The 18,738-nt window shown below is 59.0% G+C and carries 13 protein-coding genes; 8 read left to right on the forward strand and 5 right to left on the reverse strand.

The window, feature by feature from the left end:
• Positions 1-231: hypothetical protein (locus tag EI969_RS23245; RefSeq protein WP_160389831.1), on the reverse strand; the 231-nt coding region annotated here is incomplete at its 3' end.
• A gap of 129 nt (positions 232-360) precedes the next feature.
• Here EI969_RS23245 and EI969_RS23250 point away from each other — a divergent pair.
• Both EI969_RS23250 and EI969_RS23255 read left to right on the forward strand, forming a co-directional pair.
• Positions 361-591, forward strand: coding sequence for a VF530 family DNA-binding protein (locus tag EI969_RS23250; RefSeq protein ID WP_046041003.1), 231 nt, complete (start codon positions 361-363; stop codon positions 589-591).
• On the forward strand, positions 591-1,250 hold the full coding sequence (locus EI969_RS23255) for a Pr6Pr family membrane protein (protein WP_160389832.1): 660 nt from the start codon (positions 591-593) through the stop codon (positions 1,248-1,250). Before EI969_RS23250 ends, EI969_RS23255 begins: the two co-directional genes overlap by 1 nt.
• A gap of 103 nt (positions 1,251-1,353) precedes the next feature.
• On the opposite strand, the gene EI969_RS23260 is transcribed toward EI969_RS23255, so the two are convergent.
• On the reverse strand, positions 1,354-2,136 hold the full coding sequence (locus EI969_RS23260) for a siderophore-interacting protein (RefSeq protein ID WP_160389833.1): 783 nt from the start codon (positions 2,134-2,136) through the stop codon (positions 1,354-1,356).
• Complete coding sequence (locus tag EI969_RS23265; protein WP_160389834.1) at positions 2,133-2,708, reverse strand: PadR family transcriptional regulator; 576 nt, start codon at positions 2,706-2,708, stop codon at positions 2,133-2,135. The genes EI969_RS23260 and EI969_RS23265 overlap by 4 nt, the downstream gene beginning before the upstream one ends.
• A 504-nt stretch (positions 2,709-3,212) precedes the next feature.
• On the opposite strand from EI969_RS23265, the gene EI969_RS23270 reads away from it, so the two are divergent.
• The 6 genes from EI969_RS23270 to EI969_RS23295 all read left to right on the forward strand — a co-directional run bounded on the left by EI969_RS23270 (position 3,213) and on the right by EI969_RS23295 (position 10,290).
• Positions 3,213-3,692, forward strand: coding sequence for a CS1 type fimbrial major subunit (locus EI969_RS23270; protein WP_110660073.1), 480 nt, complete (start codon positions 3,213-3,215; stop codon positions 3,690-3,692).
• Positions 3,693-3,803: 111 nt separating this feature from the next.
• A complete protein-coding gene (locus EI969_RS23275; RefSeq protein WP_160389835.1) occupies positions 3,804-6,326 on the forward strand; it encodes a TcfC E-set like domain-containing protein in 2,523 nt (840 codons plus the stop codon).
• The gene (locus EI969_RS23280) at positions 6,327-7,577 is read left to right on the forward strand and encodes a hypothetical protein (protein ID WP_160389836.1); all 1,251 of its coding nucleotides are present in this window, start codon (positions 6,327-6,329) and stop codon (positions 7,575-7,577) included.
• Positions 7,578-7,656: 79 nt separating this feature from the next.
• On the forward strand, positions 7,657-8,928 hold the full coding sequence (locus tag EI969_RS23285) for a hypothetical protein (protein WP_371926020.1): 1,272 nt from the start codon (positions 7,657-7,659) through the stop codon (positions 8,926-8,928).
• 59 nt (positions 8,929-8,987) lie between these two features.
• Positions 8,988-9,731, forward strand: a complete 744-nt coding sequence (locus tag EI969_RS23290; protein WP_160389837.1) for a molecular chaperone — start codon at positions 8,988-8,990, stop codon at positions 9,729-9,731.
• A gap of 64 nt (positions 9,732-9,795) precedes the next feature.
• Positions 9,796-10,290, forward strand: a complete 495-nt coding sequence (locus EI969_RS23295; RefSeq protein WP_160389838.1) for a CS1 type fimbrial major subunit — start codon at positions 9,796-9,798, stop codon at positions 10,288-10,290.
• Positions 10,291-10,327: 37 nt separating this feature from the next.
• Here the strand turns inward: EI969_RS23295 and EI969_RS23300 are convergent, their stop codons facing one another.
• Both EI969_RS23300 and EI969_RS23305 read right to left on the reverse strand, forming a co-directional pair.
• Entirely contained in the window at positions 10,328-14,977 is a 4,650-nt protein-coding gene (locus tag EI969_RS23300; RefSeq protein WP_160389839.1) for a dermonecrotic toxin domain-containing protein, read from the reverse strand.
• Between the two features lie 171 nt (positions 14,978-15,148).
• Entirely contained in the window at positions 15,149-18,271 is a 3,123-nt protein-coding gene (locus tag EI969_RS23305; protein WP_160389840.1) for a transglycosylase domain-containing protein, read from the reverse strand.
• Positions 18,272-18,738 lie beyond the last annotated feature (467 nt).

Below are 18,738 nucleotides of genomic sequence, written 5' to 3' on the forward strand. Positions count from 1 at the left end.
CTTGCGAAAACCTACATTGCCGTTGATATAAGCCTCAATGGCCGTAATTTTGAACTGAAGCGAAAACTTGCCCATGGAAACACCGCCAAAAGTCAGGATTGGTGTCCAGCTTTTGGGGTGCAGTCCACTTTGTAGGAGCGAGCTTGCTCCGGGCGGCGTTCCGACGATGGTCGTGAACGATAACGCGTCAAACCAGATACCCAGCGGCGTCGTTGCGTTTTTCGCGAGCAAGCTTGCTCCTACAGGATTCCAGGATTCCAGTATCCCAAGATCACCTACATTTGATAGATCGCTTCCACCCGACGAAACCCTCGGCTAAGGTGCGCGGCTTCCAATTCCCTCTCCGCATGAAGGCCCGGCATGACCGAACACAACACTGACCCGCTGCACGGCGTGACGCTGGAACAGATCCTCAATGCGCTGGTTGAACATTACGAGTGGTCGGGGCTGGCCGAACGCATCGATATCCGCTGCTTCAAGAGCGAGCCGAGCATCAAGTCGAGCCTGACGTTCCTGCGCAAAACCCCGTGGGCGCGGGAGAAGGTCGAACGCCTGTATGTGAAGTTGATGCGCACCAAGCGACCGCTCTGATGACGGTTGACGTTGACGTGCGGCGACGATTGTTCTGGCTGGCAGCATCCCTCGGCTGGGCCGCACTGAGCATCCAGATGTACCTGGTTTGTTATTACCGCTGGAGTAGCGGCGGCAGCCTGATGGGCGCGCTGATGAGTTTTTTCAGTTACTTCACCGTACTGACCAACATGTTGATGGCGGTGGTGCTGACCTGCGCGGCGACCCGTCGCGAGTCGGCTGCCCGACGCTGGTTCCTGCAACCGTGGGTGAGCAGCGGCGTGGCCGTGAGCATTGCCATGGTCAGCCTGGCGTACAGTTTTTTGCTGCGTCGACTGTTTCATCCCGAAGGCTGGCAGTTTGTTGTCGATGAACTGCTGCACGATGTGATGCCGCTACTGTTTCTGCTGTTCTGGTGGTTCTGCGTACCCAAAGGCACGTTACGTCTCATGCATGTGCTGCTGTGGCTGATCTATCCGTGTGTCTATTTTGCTTACGCGTTGCTGCGCGGGCACTTTCTGAGCAGTTACCCCTATTGGTTTCTGAATGTGAACTTGTTGGGTTATCCACAGGTGTTCATCAATGCCGCGTGGGTGTTGGCAGGGTTTGTGACGATTGCGTTGCTGGTGATCGGGCTGGATCGGTGGCTTGGGTCTCGTGCCAAGAGTCAGTGTTTGTAGTGTCTGATGCGCCGCCATCGCGAGCAAGCTCGCTCCCACATTGGAACTGCATACACTCGCCCTTGTGGGAGCGAGCCTGCTCGCGAAGAGGCCCGAGAGCAGATCACTCTTCGTCGCTGTCCCCCAGTTTCCAGTACCCCACCGCCTTGACGAACTGCTCGTCCAGCCCATGATCATCGAGCAACACCCGCCGAATCTGCCGCGAAACCTTGCTCTCGGTCGCCACCCACGCGTACAGGCTGCCGGTTGGCACCTGGATCTGGCGCACGGTGCTCAACAAATGATCCTTGCCGCCTTCGCGCAGCACCCAGATCACATTGACCTCGGCCGGGCTGTGCAGCACTTGCTGCTCCTTGCCGTTCTCCACTTCGACGATCACCAGCGCACGGCGGTTGGCCGCCAGGCCTTCCAGGCGCCGGGCGATGGCGGGCAGGGCGGTTTCGTCGCCGATCAGCAAGTAGCTGTCGAAGATATCCGGCACGATCATCGAACCGCGCGGTCCGCCGATGTGCAGGAACTGCCCCGGTTGGGCTTGCGCCGCCCAGGTCGAGGCAGGGCCGTCACCGTGCAGCACGAAGTCGATGTCCAGTTCCAGGCTATCGAGGTCGTAGCGGCGCGGGGTGTAGTCGCGCATCTCAGGCAGCGGGCCGTTGTCCTTGCCGGCACCCAGCACCAGGGTTTCCAGAGCGGCAGCCTGCTCGGCGTTCTGCGGGAACAACAGTTTGACGTGATCGTCCGTGCCCAGGCTGACGAAGCCTGCCAATTGCGGGCCACCCAGGGTAATCCGGCGCATGCGCGGGGTCAGGTCGACCACGCGCAATACCTCCAGGCGACGGCGTTTGATTTCGTGCATGACACGGTGAATGGTGCTGATCACTTCAGTCATTCGGCTTTCTCCTGAACGGGTTGAACGGCGGGGCCGTCGACGATGGCTTTGGCGGTGTCGTTGAGCAGATCACGAACCCGCAGGATTTCCTCGGGGCTCCAGCGCCCGTGGTGCATTTGCAGGGCGTGGCGCAGGTTATGCACCGCTTCGTGGATTTCCGCCGGACGATCATGCCCGCGCAGCGAACGCTTGCTGACGTCGATGCGCATCCGCACGCCATCCAGTGCAACGGCTTGCTCTTGCAGGAACAGACGTCCGGCATCGGTAATTGTGTAGCGTTTTTTCCCGCCTTCGGCGTCGCCCAGAATCAGTTCGCTTTCTTCCAGGAACGTCAGGGTCGGGTAGATCACGCCGGGGCTGGGGCAGTAAGCGCCCTCGAACATGCCTTCGATCTGGCGGATCAGGTCGTAGCCGTGGCACGGCTGTTCGGCGATCAACGCCGGCAGCAGCAATTTCAGATCGCCGGGGGCAAACACCCGGGGGCCGCGGCCACCGCGTTCGCGGGCGGGACGTTTCTCGAAGCCGTCACGGCCGTCGCCGTGTTCACGGTGGGGGGAATGATGGTCTCTCATTTTTGCGTTCTCTCGTCGTCTTTAGATGTAACTTAAGATATATCTTAAGTGGATGGCAAGCCCTCCCGACCAGCGGCCACTCCTGACTGCAAAATGGAAATCAGCGTCAAACCCCAAAAAATAGTGATCAGCGGAGCGGGTCAAAAGGTCAAAATTAGTGTTAACTCTCTAATCTATTGTCCTTGTCCACTGTTTACGGGTAGTGTGGTATTGGTCTTACAGACGCTACTTGGTTAATATCTCGCAGGTCATGCTGTTAAAACGCTATTTGTAGTATTTCTCTTACAGCCAAACATTCAGTTTATATGATTTTCTGCTTTTTTCTGTCTGCGCTAATAGCACTTTGGCTACGCATTCGCAGGAACCTTCCTGCTTACTTTCAAGAACAATTGGTCGATCATCTTTCGGCGTTGAAAGTTCAGCTGGGCAAATGGCTGCTCGTGACAGTTTTTACTCAACATGAACTTTCAGCACACCATCCTTTTTAAAGACAGGTACTGAAAGATGTTCAAGAAAATCGCGTTTGCTGCTCCCCTGGCTGTTCTGGCCCTGAGTTCATCGATGGCGTTTGCCGCCACCGAAGCCCGGCACTCCATCAGTTTGAAGGCAACTGTCAACTCCGATGACTTCTACGCGGTGCCGGTTGATTTCGACCTGGTCAACAAGGATCAGGACATGAGCTACAACCCAGGCATCGACGCCATGAAAACCGTCGACGGGCACTTTGACGTCCTTCACACCGCCGGTAAGGTCAACGCACGACTCGAAGGCGTTCCAAAGTTGATCGCCGGTAGTAAAACCATTGATTTGAAAGTCGAGCTCAATGGCAAGACATTGAATACCACTTCGCAGGAAGTTGTCGGAGATACTGATTCCAATACACGCTACCGCGCACCTTTCAAAATCAGTGCAATCACCAGCGGCAAACCTGATGCAGGCGAATACACCGGTGTTGTCATGTTGGTCGTTGAGCCTTCTGTCTAAACAAGACTTTCGACACTAATACGCTTACTTGTTCCAGGTAACGTACTCGGTCGGCAAACTTTCCGGTTTGTCGACCGTGTTTTGACTTCTTCGTAATCAGAGTATTCGTTCATGTTCCCGATGACGCCCATCGCGGCGGCGCTTGCGCTGCTGTTATGTAGCAGTGCATTTGCGGCGCCCACTTCCATTGATAACACGCCACGAAGTTTGCTGGCACAGGCCAAGGGCCTGCCGGCCGAATTCGAAGAACATTTCTTCGATGTACCGCTGGCGGTTCGGGTCGAGCTCGACCAGCAACCCCTCGGCGAGGCGATGATTGTGTTGTCCCGCGATGACCGGGTGACGTTGCTCGATTTCACCGATACCAGCGAAAGCCGCTTCAGTGCAGGTGAGCGCGAAGCCTGGGCCGATATTCTCAAACCCGGCGTGGCGCTTGGCTCCTGCAGCGGGCAATGCCCGGAGCAAATGCTGGCGGCGCACTACAACCTTGAAAATTCATTGCTGTCGATCGTCACCGAAAATGCCGAGCGCGACAGCGAAGCCAAACGTTATTACGAGCAACCGCAAGGCGGCAGCAGCGGCCTGATTGTGCGTAACCAACTCAATCTCAACGGCGGCCAGGACCAGGACCTGGGCGGTCGTTTTGGCCTGGAGGCCAGCGCCAGCCTGGGCAACTGGACACAGGCTTTCAACATGCAACTGTCTCGCCTTGGCGGCCCGGACGACAAGCTTTATCACGCCGTGAATGAGCTCTACAGCCAGCGTGAACTGGAAGGGAGTTTTTTTCGTCTGGGTTACTTCACCCCCAACTCCGAAGGCCTGACGCGCCAGCCCCGTTCATTCGGCACCAGCCCTGATACCGCCGTAGGGGTGATGTATGGCAGTTCCGACAGCCTGGCGATCGACAGCCCCAAGCCCAGCGTGTATCCGGTGTACGTCACGGCCAACCGTCAGGGCTCCGTGGAGATCTATCGCGATGGTTTGCTGATCAACACCCAGTCGGTGCCGGCGGGTTTGCAAACGCTCGATACGCGACCCTTGCCCGGCGGTATTTATGAGGTGGAAGTGCGGCTGATCGAAGACGGTCAGGTGACGTCCACCACCCAGGAGTTGATCTATAAGCCGAATAACTGGCGCAACTTTGATGAGCGCTGGCGCTACAACCTGTTCGTCGGGCAGGAAAGCAAACTGCTCAGCAACTGGGACCAGCAGGACAGTGGCGACGCGACGGCAGGCGCTGCGATCAACTATCTGCTGCACCCACGGGTGATTCTCGGGCTGTCCGCGCGGCAGGTTCGCAACACGCTGCAGTATGGCAGTTCCATCGATTGGAGCCTGGCCAACAGCGTCAGCCTGTATGCCAACGTTTATCAGACCGAAGACCACGGCACCGGCGTCGATTTGCAGGCGCTGTACAACTATGGCTCCGGCAGTCTGGTGGTGAGCCACAACCGCAGCTGGCTGGACACCACCAACACCTATGACACGCTGCCCGACGGCACTCGTGTGCGCCAACGCAATGTGTTCACTGGCGAGACCAGCAATTCATCGCTGGCGTTGAACCACCGGATCAGCCGCAAGAGTTCACTCAATGCGCGGGTCTCGCACAGCGAAGGCAACGTCGAAGGTGTCGGCGTGGACCTGGGCTGGACCCAGCGCACCGTGTTGTTTGGCAGCGATGCCAACTGGCGGTTGTCGCTGTTCGATCGCCCGGGCAGTTACAGCAGCGGCGATGCGCGCAATCGTGGAGTCGACCTGAGTATCAATATGGCGTTGGGTCGCCCGGGCCAGCAGATCTCCGGCAGCATCGGCAGTCGCACCGCCCGTGATGGCAGCCGTGACAACAACGGCTCCGTCGGTTTCCGCCAGGACCTGCAGGACCACGTACTGCAAAGCGTCTCGGTCACCGCGCTCACCGACACCTATGGCGTCGGTCTGTCGAGTCTGGCGAACTTTCGCACCGAATCCATCAACGGTGACGGGTTCATTCAGCGCTCATCGTTCAACGACAACTTCACCGGTGGCCTGAACCTCGACAGCACGCTTGTCGTTGGAGCGCGGCGCATGGCCTTGACCAGCCAGCATCAGGGGCGCGGAGCGGGGATGATCGTCGACGTCGAGTCCGACATCGACGGCATTGCCTTGCGTGCCGACGACCTAAGCGGTGGCAGCGCGGCATTGCGCCCGGGGCGCAATTTCATTCCGCTCACCGCCTACAAAAACAGTTCGGTGAGCTTCGACTTCGAGGGCAATCACGTGCCGGCGGCCAGCATCGAGCCGGCGCGCTCGCGTTATCACTTGAACAAGGGCGGCGTGGAGTACCGCAAGGTCCGGGTAATGAAAACCCTGACCGTGCTGGGGCGTCTGATCGACCCGCAAGGCCGGCCGCTCAAGGGCCACCACGTGATCAACCACGCCAGCCGTGGCGTGAGTGAAGTCGACGGCTTCTTCTCGATGGAAATGCATGCCGGCTCGCCAACCCTGCAAGTGCGTTACGCCGATCAGTTGCTGTGCCAGTTCCGACTCGATACCGACAAGCACCGCAGTGAAAACAACGTATTGATGATCGGCGATTTGCGTTGCTCGCCGGACACGCTGGCGGATGCCTCATTCACTCGACAGGAGGCCAGTTGAATGGTGAATCCCAAGACCTTACTGCCGCAATGGTTGTGCCTGCTGGCGCTGTTTGTAGCGCCCTCGTCCGAGGCGGTGAATCAGGAAATCAGGGCGTTGTTCCGCCCCGATTCGGCGAATCCGCAGCGCAACACGTTCATCAACAAGACCCCGGTCAGTGGTTACTGCGCGGATTATCCCGACCAGTGCGAAGACAACCAAATGTTCAGCATCCGCCTGCCGATACGCTTCGATTCGGCCAGGGCCATGCAGCCCAATGACTCGCCGCGCAACAGCTCGATGTTTACTGTCCCGGCGCAATGGCGTGCGTTGACAGTGACGAATGCGCAGACCGGGGAAACGGAACGGGTTGAGGTACGCATTGCCGGGTTTGGTTCTCGGTACGTGCTCAGCGATACGGCGGCCAACCTCACTGGTGCCGTGAATGCGCTTGAAGGGCATCGGGCCTTGTGGGGTGGCCCGGGTGGCGGCTGGGTAAACCCGCCATCTCCTTGTCAGTACAGTGGCGTCGGTTGGTACAACGAAAGCTATTACCAGTTTTTCTGGAAAACCCCGGTCCAGGGCACCTGCGTGAAAACCGCCAGTTTTCTGATTCCAGCCATGTCGTATGAGCATCTGGATTTTGCTTATGAACTGCGAACGCCTAACCCGCTCGGCATGTCGTCAGGGCTGTACACCGGCGATCTGAGCTATCGCATCGGTCCTGCTGGTGACTTCGACATGGGCAACGTGATGCTGCCCACTGACGGTGATCTGACCTTGAACTTTGTGCTGGATGTTCAGCACACCCTCAAAGTCGAGATTCCACCCGGCGGCGAAAAAATCCAGCTGGTGCCCGCCGGTGGCTGGCAAAGCTGGCTGCAGGCAGGGCGGCGTCCGGTGAGCCTGTTCCGCGATCAGACGTTCAACATCTCCGCCTCGTCGCGTTTCAAGATGCTAATAGATTGCGGGCCTGGAATTGGTAGCGAATGCGCACTGGAGGATTCCGAGGTGAACCAACGAGTCGAGCTGTTCGTCAGTGTCAGCCTGCCCAATGGCATAACCGACCTTTCCGGCCAACCTGTGAGGCGTTTGCGACTGAAGCACGGTGCGGGGAATGAGCTGTATTTCAAACCCGGTTTCTATGTGGATCGGGAACCGGGAACCCTGCATTTCGAAGTCCCGCCCCATTCGATGGCAAGCATGCTGCGACCCGGTAGAGGCGGCAGGTATTCCGGCGTTGTCGTGGTGTATTGGGATTCGGAAATCTGATGGTGCGAACTGCGAGTAAGCAGGCCACTGTCCGTCGCCGATTTGCGCCGTACGAGTCAATTCTACAGGGAGTTTCAGTGTGAAGGCTGGCAATGGGATTCAGCGGCGATTGTTAAGTTTTTTCGTAGCGCTTTTCAGTCTGGTGGTTTCGGTGTCGGCGCAGGCCGCTTCCATTGAGGTCACGGCTTCATTCAAACCTGATCCGGGCAACCCGATGCGTAACGAATTTATCAATACAACGCCATTCACCGGACACTGCTCCATTTACCCGACATTTTGCGAAGGGCTATCCATCTTCAGCATCCAGGTGCCGATCGAATTCAATTCCAATGGCCCGATCGAAGCCCGGCACAGCGATATGCGCAAAGGTGCGATGTTCAAGCCCCCGACCGAGTGGGCGTCACTACAGGTTATTCATCAAGAGACCGGAGATCCGTCGATATTGCAGGTGCGCATAGCATCGATTGGCGGCCGATACTACCTGCCGGACCGGGTTCAAAACATCATCGGTGAGGGCGCGCCCGACAGTAATCCGGACGCGCACGCGATGCTGTGGAGTGGGTACAACTGGACTTATCCGCCCGCACCCTGTGGCTACACCGGAGGCATGTTTGTCGAACCGACGTGGCGTTCGTTTTTTTGGTTGACGCGACCAGGCAGTAGCTGTGTCCCGACGGCCGCTTACCGGATTGAAAGCCTGCGCTATGACATGTTTCAGATCGGCTACGAGCTTCGCACCCCCAATCCGCTGAAGATGTCCCCGGGACGCTATGTCGGCAGCCACACCTACGGGGTCGGTCCCGGACGTGATTTCGACATGGGCGACATCATGTTGCCCAGCGATGACAGCCTGACCATCAACTTCAATCTCGATGTTGAGCACACCCTCCAGGTAGAGATTCCTCCCGGTGGTGAAAACGTCCAACTGGTTCCGGTGGGCGGCTGGCAAAGCTGGTTGCAGGCCGGGCGTCGGCCGGTGAGCCTGCTTCGAGACCAGACGTTCAACATCTCCGCCTCGTCGCGTTTCAAGATGCAGCTGGAATGCGAGACGCCAGGGATTGTCACCGATTGCCAGATTCGAGACCCCGTCACCAAGTACGCGGTGGAACTGCAAGTCAGCGTCAGCCTGCCCGATGGCTTGACCGATATGTCCGGGCAACCGGTCAAGCGGCGTCGCTTGCGTACCGGACAAGCCAACGCGCAACAGTTCCAGCCCGGCTTTTACGTGGACAGGGCTCCCGGCATCCTGCATTTCGAAGTACCGCCATACGTCATGGAGTTCATGTTGCAGCCCGGTAGAGGTGGCAACTATGCAGGTCGGGTCACGGTGATCTGGGACTCGGAAGTCTGATGGGCCGCGTATCGATACAGGGAGGTTGTGTTTTGTTCAATGTGAAGAGGTTTATGGCTATGAAGCGTTTGTTGCTGTTGATGGGTTTGAGCGGTTTTTCCCTGGCCATTTCGGCCGGGCCGCAGATTAACGTCGGCACGGTGTATGACTATCTGGACGGCGAGAAGAGCACCTACCTCAAACGCGTGTTCAACAGCGGTGACAGCACGGCGTTCGTCAAGGTCAATATCCTCGAAATCGTCTACGACGCCGACGGGGGGCACCAGGAAATACCGGTCGGGACGCAAGCGGATGGCAGTGGCCGGAATGGCTTGATGGCCAGTCCCGCGCGACTGATCGTGCCGGCCAAGGGCATGCAGGGCACGCGCCTGTTACACATGGGCGAGCGTGACACCGAGCGTTATTTTCGCGTGCGTTTCATTCCTGTGGTGCCGGAGAAAGAAGACGAGTTCGCCGTGTCGAGTGAAGAGCGCGAAGCCTACAAAGAGAACTTGTCGGCGGGGGTCAACGTCATGACCGGTTTCGGTACGGTGTTTTTCGTACGCCCGAAAAACAGCCGCTTCGACAGCGTCATCGATGACAGCGCCGGTGTTTACCGCTTGCGTAACAACGGCAACACCGTGGTGCTGATCGATGAGTTTCGCAACTGCTCGCTGAAAAACGAAACCGAGTGTGAGCCGGTCACCAAGCATCACGTTCTGGCGGGAAAAACCTTCGAATTCGAAAAGAAACCCGGTCGTGAGTACCGTTTCAATCTGGTCGAGGGCGCGTCGAAAAAAGCGTTGCGCATTGCCAGCCAGTAACAGCGCAGGGGCGAGTGGCATGTGCTTGCTCGCGATTTTGTTTTTGACGTAGCAGGTAGCAGACATGATCAAGCAATCAGCCATCGGCATGTGCGCTGGCGTGATGGCGCTGGTGAGTACCCTGGTGTTCGCGGCGCGGGAAGAACACAGGTTCTATGTCTCGGTGGACATTCCGACACTGGGCTTTTACGTGATCCCGGCCGAAACGGACTGGATACATCGCGAACAGATATTGCCATGGAACATTCACAGCAAAACCCTGGAGGGGATGCGCAAGAACTTCGACGTCAAGCATGACACCAGCGCGATTGAAGCACGGCTGGAAGCCGAGCCTTATTTGTCTAACGGGCGCGACGAGCAGAACATCTCTTTGCGCGTCAGTTTCAATGGCCAGGAGTTGAGCCATGATCCGCAACCGCGCGAAGTGGTATCGGCAGCCCAGGCCAGGGCCGGTGGACGCTTCCCGCTGGAGATCCAGCCGAAAGTGCCCGCCGGCGGATACAAACCGGGTGTTTATTACGGCAATGTGCGAGTGATATTCATCGCCGCAGCGCCTTGATGTGCGGCAGCCTGATGGGGCAGGCTGCCGTTGGCCATTATTGGCCAGCTTTGCGCAGGGCCTCTCGGGTCAAGCGTCTGGCCAGTTCTTTTTCGTTGTTACCGAGGTCGACGAGCATTCGGTCGAAGCTTGCTTCGCTGATCGGCTCATCGGCAAAGACTACGGTCTCGGGCACCGGCAGATCGTTCATGAGCAACTTGAGCTGGTTGCGCAGGTCGGCTTTGCGAACGTCCGACGTCGCCTCGAGCCACTGAAGCTGGGTTGTACGCAGGGTCTCCAGTTTCTCGTATTTGCTCTGGTACAGTCGTTTGTTCGCCTCTATTTCAATCGGCCAGGTTTCGCGCAAGTAGTGCTCCCAGAAATCCTGTTCAAGCATCGTGTCGATCAGGCCGTCGCCTTCACCCAAGGCCAGAACCGTGTCGTACGCCTGATCAATCATGGCGTCCGTTACGCCGGCAACCGGTCGGTACAGCATGCCTTGCGATTGCCATGGCAAGTTCAACCGCGTGGCGAGACCGGTCTGGTACGCCAGGTAGACTTCAACGTCATCAGGGTTACCTCCACGACTGGCGACATCGGCCCGGGCAACTTCGTTGACCTGATCCAGTCGTGCGGCACCTTTGGCCAGGGTCACCAGTTTGCGCTGAAGCGCTGCACGGTCAGTGGTGAACGAATAGGCCTCGGAGGCGAGCACGCGAATGCCCATGCTGTTGAACAATTGCGCACCGGCATCGGCGCAATCGACGGGGGCGATGGCCATGGTGTAGAGCTGCTCGCGCAGATGAGTGTCGATATGCACGGCATCGAGCATGCGTGCCATGCGCTGTACCAATTGCTGGCGAGCAGGGCCACCAGCGACAGAGTCAGACGAGTGTTCCTGGTTGATCAGGACTTCGATAAACGCATGGGACCGGGGGTCGTCGGACAGTTCCTGGAAAGTGCTGATCCGTTCTACTCCCAACCCCGGTACATTGGCCCAATCGTTTGCAGTTGCCCCGTAATTCGCCGGGATAGAAATCACCAGAGGCTCGGGAGGCAATCCCACTGAGTGACGAATATCCTGGTATTGCAGTTGGTTCGTCTCTGACAAATTACCGACGTTGAGTCGGGTTCGGGCAATGACCCAGGCCTCCGGTCTGCCTGGCACTACCTCGGGAATAACGCCGAGAGGATTGTCCCGCAGGTCCAGGAGAAAACCCCTTGGTCGGGTTTTGCCCAGGGTGCCGTCGGGCCAGGTGGTCAGGCCGGTGTTTTTCAAGGCCACAAGCTTGAGCCTGGGCATGCGCCCAATGTCCGGCGCCATCGCCAAGGGGTTGTTGTCGAGCCTGAGTATTTCCAGGTAAGTCAGTGACTTGAGACGCAGTACTGCATCGGCATCAAGCACAATGGCATTGTCGCTCAACTGCAGGCGTTCCAGCCGGTGCATAGCCCCGATCCTGTCGGGCAGCGTCTTGAGTTCGCAACGTCTGGCGCTGAGTTGGCGCAGGTTGGGGAAGTCTTGCAGCAAGCCATCCGGCGTTGCCTTGAAACGCGTGTTGTCGAGCTTCAGTGCCGTCACTTTATCGAGGAATTTTTTCAGCTCCGGTCGTTTCGGCCATGAAGCTTCCAGATCCACGGATGAAAGCTCCCGTGACAGATCCAGCGCATAGCCATCCGGATTGGCACGGTTGCCGAGTCCACTGTTCTTTCGCTCGAAACACTCAAGCAGGCGCTCTGCAATGTGCAGGCGCGTGCCGCGTAGCGGCATCGGATTATCGGCATCCAGCCCGGCGAATTGATGCTCCCAGAGTTCGACCGTCCGGCGTAGTTCGTCGAGGTCTTTTTCCTGTTCATCGAGAAGTTTCATCGGTTCGCCCTTTTCGATCAGGGCCTGGGCAAACACGTCTACCTCGTTGTCACTGAAATGTGGATGCAGGTCATGAATCCGCTCGTGCAGTGTCGCGCCTGAACGGCTGGTCCCGGCACCGCGCACCAACAGCACGGTCTCATGCTCGGCCACGGTACGAATCGGTGGTGTGGCCAGAACTGTCCGGCGCTCGGCTGGTGTCTCGATCCTGGCGATGATCCACTGCTTGAAGAGCTCGGTATCGCCCGGTCGATAGCCCAACGCTCTGAGTTCATCCTTGCCTATGGCCTGGAGCAGAGAGGGAAGAAGCTCATCGGCCGTATGGATCTGACGGTCCTCGGCGTCGCGCACTGCATATTTTCCGGACTCGTCGCGAACCATGATCCGTACTTGTGCCGCATCTTCGGGCCCGGCGCTGCAGCGCAGTTCGCCGTCGAACGTGCCCTGGCGGATTTCGATGCGCAACTTGCCGAAGATATCGGTTTGCATGCGCAAGGTGCCCAGCACCAGGCGCTCGGTATCGCCGCTGACCAACGCGTCGTCGTACAGGCCGTGGGCGGCGCGGACCGCCTGCGTCTCGAACTGAAGCTCCCGGGCCTGGCTTTTCAGGCGCAAGGGCAGGCGCTTGTACCGGGTCATTTGCTGGCGCTCCGACGGGGTGGCACCGGCGAAGATCTTTTGCGCGACGGTTTCAGGCAATTCGGGATAGCCGCTGAAAAGTGCGGCCATTTCCGGGGGCAGCGCAGGAGGCGGATTCACCGGTGCCCCCAGGCGTTGCAGGGTGTCGGTCAGCAGGGGTGGTGGCGGGGCGTGCTCGATGTGCATCCGGCGCAGCTCGGCTTCTTCGGTACCGCTGATCTGACGGATCTGCTCCAGTTGCGTGTCGCTGAAGGCATCGGTTGTATGACCAATGCGCCTCATCAATGTCGAACCTTCCCACTCGCGCGGGTTTTCCGTTTCACAGACCCAGGCGCCCTGATCATTGTGACGCAGTGTCGGTGCATAGGCATCGAACCGCTGCGGATGGCGGATGCGCTGTTGCCCTGTGACCGGGTCGTCCAGCACTTCGAAGTGTTGATCGTCCAGGCGCAAAATTCGCCGGCCTTGATGCTGGTAAATACCTTGTCCATCCGGCTGGGCGTCAGCCGCAAGAACTACATCGGGTCGCTGGTACGGGGTCAGGTCAGGGTTCCACAAACGCGTCTCACCGTTTGCCAATTGCACCGGTTTCAGCCCCTCGAAGAACGGTGAGAGTTTCGCTCGCGCGACATTACCGATTGCGCCACCCGCCGCAAATGCGCCCAGTTGGACGACGCTTTCCAGCACGCTGATGACTTGTTCTGCAAACTCGGCAAAATGGCCCTCGGCCAGATCGACGATACCCTCGACCACTTCGTCCGTCAGTTGATAGGCGGTGTAGGCCAGCATCAGTTCGCCCAGGCCTGGCACAAACGGCGTCGCCACCAGCAGCGCGACGTTGAGAATGTCCGCCAGCATTTTTTCCAGGTTATCCCACCAGGCCCAGCGGGCCATGCGGTCGGCGTAGTCGGTGGAAATCGCGATTTCCCGCGCATCGTTGAGAATCTTGTTGAGCTTCTGTTGGTAGTAGTAGCCCCAAAGATCCTTCTTGAAAGTGGTTTCCTTGTCGGTCTTGACGTTCGACAGGCTGAATTTCAAGTCGGGGTTGGCCACGGGTGTTTCACGCCAAGTGGGCAGGCTGGAGCCAGGTGGGACCGGCTGCCATTTGATTTTGCTCAGGCGGTCATTCAGTCCGGCAAAAAAATGTCCGCGCTGCTGATGGGGCACGAATTGGCTGAAGTACTGTTGATAACTTTTGCTGGAGGTGCCGTCGCGCAGCTGGCGTGTGAGCTCCGCCATGAAATCGAGTATCGACGGGTATCGCTTGAGGGGATGTTCCGGGTCATGGGGAACATAGGCGATGACCGGTACGGCACGGGTGGCTGTGTCCAGATCGGGGGCAATCAGCACAATTCCGACCAGGCGCGTGTCCATCATCGACAGGTTGTAATAGCTGACGGGCTGCCCGCTCCATTGCAATTTTGAGCGATCGTCGAGCATGCCTTGCACGACGTCATGGGCCTCCTGGTCGATGTCCTTTTTCATCAGCGCCATGTGCGCCGCGATGTTGAGGGCGGTCTTGTGGCTGAGGGTGACCTTGTGGCGCAGGACGGTGTCGGCCACGGGGTTGTCCGACAGCAGGAACTCGTTCAGGTGTTGTTGGTAGCGTGCGCCGATATCCAGTTCGCGGCACAACGATTTGAACTGCTCGATGCTCAGCTTGTGCTTGAGCTTTACTACGCCGAAGTGCCCACGGGCGTTGGGGCGGGTGATGAACTCCGAGTCCTGGGTGAACGCCTCGTCACGGGAAAAATTGTGCAGGGCGGCGTCCAGCAGCGAGACGGTACGGCTGGTGGTGCCTGCGGAAAAGTCATGCACCCACCAAGACGTTTTCGCCGGTGCATACAGCCGCAACCAGGTCTCTTCGACGTCATCTTCGACACCGAAGCGGTCCTTCAGCGCCTGTTGCAACAAGGGTTTGGCGAAGGCGTAGACATCCTGCAATTCGCTCAGGGCCTGGTCGACATCGTTTTGCGCGGTCCAGCCGAGTTTGATGTCCCTGTTCAAGCGTTCCCGTAGCGCCTGTGCAGCGTCCAACTGCCAGGCGGGAAGGATCACGCGGTTAGCCTTCATTGCAGTGATACGAGACAGTGATGCTTCTGATAACCAGGAAGGGATGGCCTGCCTGACCAGTTCGAAATGGACGCTTTGATTCGCCGGGTCGTTGCCGGGCGGGTTGGAAGTCTGTTGCGTGTGGAGCATGGCTTGATCGTCCGTTGATCATGGATGGAGCGATCAGACTAGGCAGGCACCCTGCACAAAAAAAGCGCAAAAACAGGGTCGGAACGACGTCAATCGCGCCCCGAACCCTGCAAAAAACAGGAGTGAAAAATACAGGGTTACCGCCACGCGGACGCCTGTGTCGATCCGCGCCTAGCGGCGAACGGTTGCCTCGGTTGTCGAGGTTGGCTGGCACATGGTGTGGGTGCCCGGTTGCAGGTACGGCGTCAGGATCGGGGCCATGCCCTTGAGCACCTGCACCGGCAATGCCGAGGTGAAGGTAAAGCTCTCCGCCGAACGGCCCGGCACGAAAGCGGTCAGTGTGCCGAAGTGGGTGTCGCCGATATAGAACACAAACGTGGCCGTGCGGTTGAGGGATTTCGAACTGAGGATTCGTCCGCCCGAGCCTATGGCTTCGATACGGTTGTCGCCAGTACCGGTCTTGCCACCCATGGCCAACGGAGTGCCGTCGGGCAGTTTGAAGCTGCCGGCAACACGTTTGGCCGTACCGGCATCCACCACTTGCGAAAGGGCTTCGCGCATGGCCCTCGCTACCTCGGACGGCATCACCCGTTTGCCGACGTCGGGGTCATTGATCAGTTGGGTTTCATAAGGGGTGTTCGCGGCGAAATGCAGGCTGTCGATGCGCAGGGTCGGCATGCGCACGCCATCGTTGAGGATGGTGCCGATCAATTCGGCCAGGGCAGCGGGGCGGTCGCCGGAACTGCCGATGGCGGTGGCCAGCGAAGGCACCAGGTGGTCGAACGGGTAGCCGACTTTCTGCCAGCGCTGGTGAATGTCGAGGAACGCCTCGATCTCCAGCATGGTGCGGATGCGACTGTCGCGGGCGCCCTTGTGCCGGCTTTTGAACAGCCAGCTGTAGACTTCCTGGCGCTCGAATTTGCTGGCGTTGACGACGTCGCCCCACTTGGCGTCGGGGTGGTTGAGCAGGTAGCCCATCATCCACAGGTCCAGCGGGTGAACCTTGGCGATGAAGCCCTGGTCCGGCAAATCATAGGCACCGGGACCGTAGGCTTCGTAAAGCCGCACGAGACGCTCGTCAGTGAGTTTTTCCGTGAGCTTGGCCCCGGTCAGGTGCGAGCGCACGAAGGCGTTGAAGCTTTCCTGGCTGGCATGTGGCAGCAGGTAGCGATGTACCGCGGCCATGCGGATCGGCGTAGGGCGCATGCTGTCGAGGAAGGTTTCGAGGCGTTCCTGGGTGTCCTTGTTCTTGTACTTCTTCCAGAACTTGAGCAGGAACGAAGTGCCCTCGCGGTCGGCGAATTCGGCCAGGTATTCCTGGCGCCGAGGGTCGCGGTCGTCCTTGAGCAGTTCGGCACTGCTGTTGGGGCCGGAGTAGATGGTGTAGCGCACCAGGTCACGCATCAGACGAATGAACGGCAGGTTGATCGACTCGCGCAGGGCGTCGCGCAGGGGAGGTATCCGGCCGTTGTCTTCCTTGCGGAAGTTGTGGAACACATGCAGGCCGCCCCCGGTGAAAAACGCCTCGCCGGGGCTGGCGGAGTATTTGCGGTCCAGGGCTGCGCCGAGCATTTTTTGCAGGTCGCGGTCCTTGTTTTCGATCAGGTAGTCGACTGCCCAGCGGCTCAGGCGGTCCTGGTCCGGCACCTCGACTTTCTTCAGGTCCGGGACGGCCATGCCGGCGTATTTGTCGTGCAGCTCGGCGATGATTTGCAGGTAGGTGGTCAGCACGCGCATTTTTGCGGTGGAGCCCAGTTCCAGTTTGCTGCCTTCGTTGATGTCGAATGGCTGGTCGGTGCTGTCGGTCTGCACCCGAACCCGCGAGCCGTCCGGGGTCAGTTCGAACAAGGTGAAGCTGTAGCGCACCTGGGTGGTGCTGGTCGTGGTCAGAAGGCGCTCGCCGATCAGGCCGATCTGCGTGGCAAAGGCGGGGTCGGCGAGTTTTTTCAGGTAGTCGGTGGCCTGGCTCTGCAACTCGCCTTGCAGGGTGCTGGTGGCGGAGAGGTCGAGGCGGTCGAGGTCATACAGCGGGCGATTGAGCATGCCGGCCAGACGGCTGCGCGCGACACTGATGCCCTTGTTGGTTTCGATCGGTTGAATGGTCGGTTGGGTGGCCCAGTCGCGGTAGGTGACTTTGCTGGCCAGGGCGGCAGCGGCGAATTCGGCGTCGATCACATGGTTTTGCGCCAGCAGGCGAATATGGCTGTCGGTGAGGTCGGCCAGTTCATCATGGCCCTTGGTCAGGTAATGCGACGGACGGCGCTGGGCGATCATCAACGACAGCATCTCACGCAGGGCCAGGCCCTTTTCCGCCATGGTCTTTGGATCCGTCGCGGTGCTGGACAGCGCTGCGTTGGCCTGGTTGAAGTCGGAGCCGTACCACACGCGCAAGCCCTCGGCCATGCCATGCACTTCGCCATGGCCCGGTACGGCCGACAGCGGCACGCTGTTGAGGTAGTCGCGAACCACGTTTTGCCGGGCTTCGAGGGTCTGTGGCCCGGCCTGATAGGCGCGTACGGTGGCGGAAATCATCTGGCGAATCTTTTCCGCGCCATTGACCGTCAAGCCATCGGGGGAATGCCGGTACTTCTCCAGCTGAGTGGCCAGGGTACTGCCACCGGCGGACTGGCCGGGGACGTGCAAAATCTTGGCCACCTGGGACCACGCCGCCATGCCGAACCGCGGCCAGTCCACCGCCGGGTTGGCCAGCGGTTGCCTGGGGTCGAGCAGGAAGCGGTTCTCGATGAACAGCAGGCTGCTGACCACCACCGGCGGGATCGAGGCGAAGGTTGAGTAAAGCTGTTGCGGGTAGTTGTACCGGTACAGCGGCGCTGCACGGCAATCGGTGATCGACAGGCCGGCCTGGATTTTCTCCGCATAAGGCACGAACAGGCCCTTGTCGGTGTACTTCAACAGCTCTGGAGAAAAGCGCGTTTGCGCCTCGACGACGAAATCGCGCTTGATCAGGCGCGGCAGGAATTCATCCAGCGAGCTGTAGCCCAGGCGTCGATCGAACGGACCGTCGCCCGGATAGCGAATCGCATCGCTGGGGCCGGGCTTGAGCTCGTAATTCAGTGACGCGGCGTATTTGCTGACTTCCCGGGCCTGGAACTTCGAGGTGCGCATCTCCCTCGCAGCCGCCAGCCCCACGACGATCGCGATAATCAACAGCAATAGCCAGAACGCTCCCCATCCGTGCCTGGAACGACGGGGTTTTTCAGGTATAGGCGCTTCATCCACACTATCAGTCGGGACCACGGTTTTACTCGAATCGGTTTGCCATAAAGCGCCCATAGTCGACTGATCCATTCACGCAGATTGATCGGACTTGACTGAAGCTTAGACGGTGGTTGGCGCGGGTGAAAAAAATGTGCAGGGCAGAATGATGCACGGACGCAGCGATAATCAGTGAATTGAAGCACTTGTGGTGAGGGGGCTTGCCCCCGTTGGACTGCGAAGCAGGCCCCTCCTGTCGCGTCTGACACACCGCAGTTACCGGTTTTGCGTCTGCTACGCAGCCGAAGGGGGGCAAGCCCCCTCGCCACAGGTGCTGCTGCGGCTGAAGCGTGGTGGCGGTCTGTAATGGCCGAACTAGAGCCTTTTATTGGGTAAGTACGACTTTGGCAGGGGCATGACGATGCACCATTGTTGTGCAATACTCGGCGCCGTTTTTCCCACTGATCTTGCGGGTTTTTCCTACAAGACGACGCTGCCCACGAGGCAGGGCCGGTTCGGGAAGCGGGGGCTTATCGGTCAGCGCT

The sequence above is a fragment of the Pseudomonas sp. PB101 genome, from assembly GCF_009764265.1.
GTDB lineage: Bacteria > Pseudomonadota > Gammaproteobacteria > Pseudomonadales > Pseudomonadaceae > Aquipseudomonas.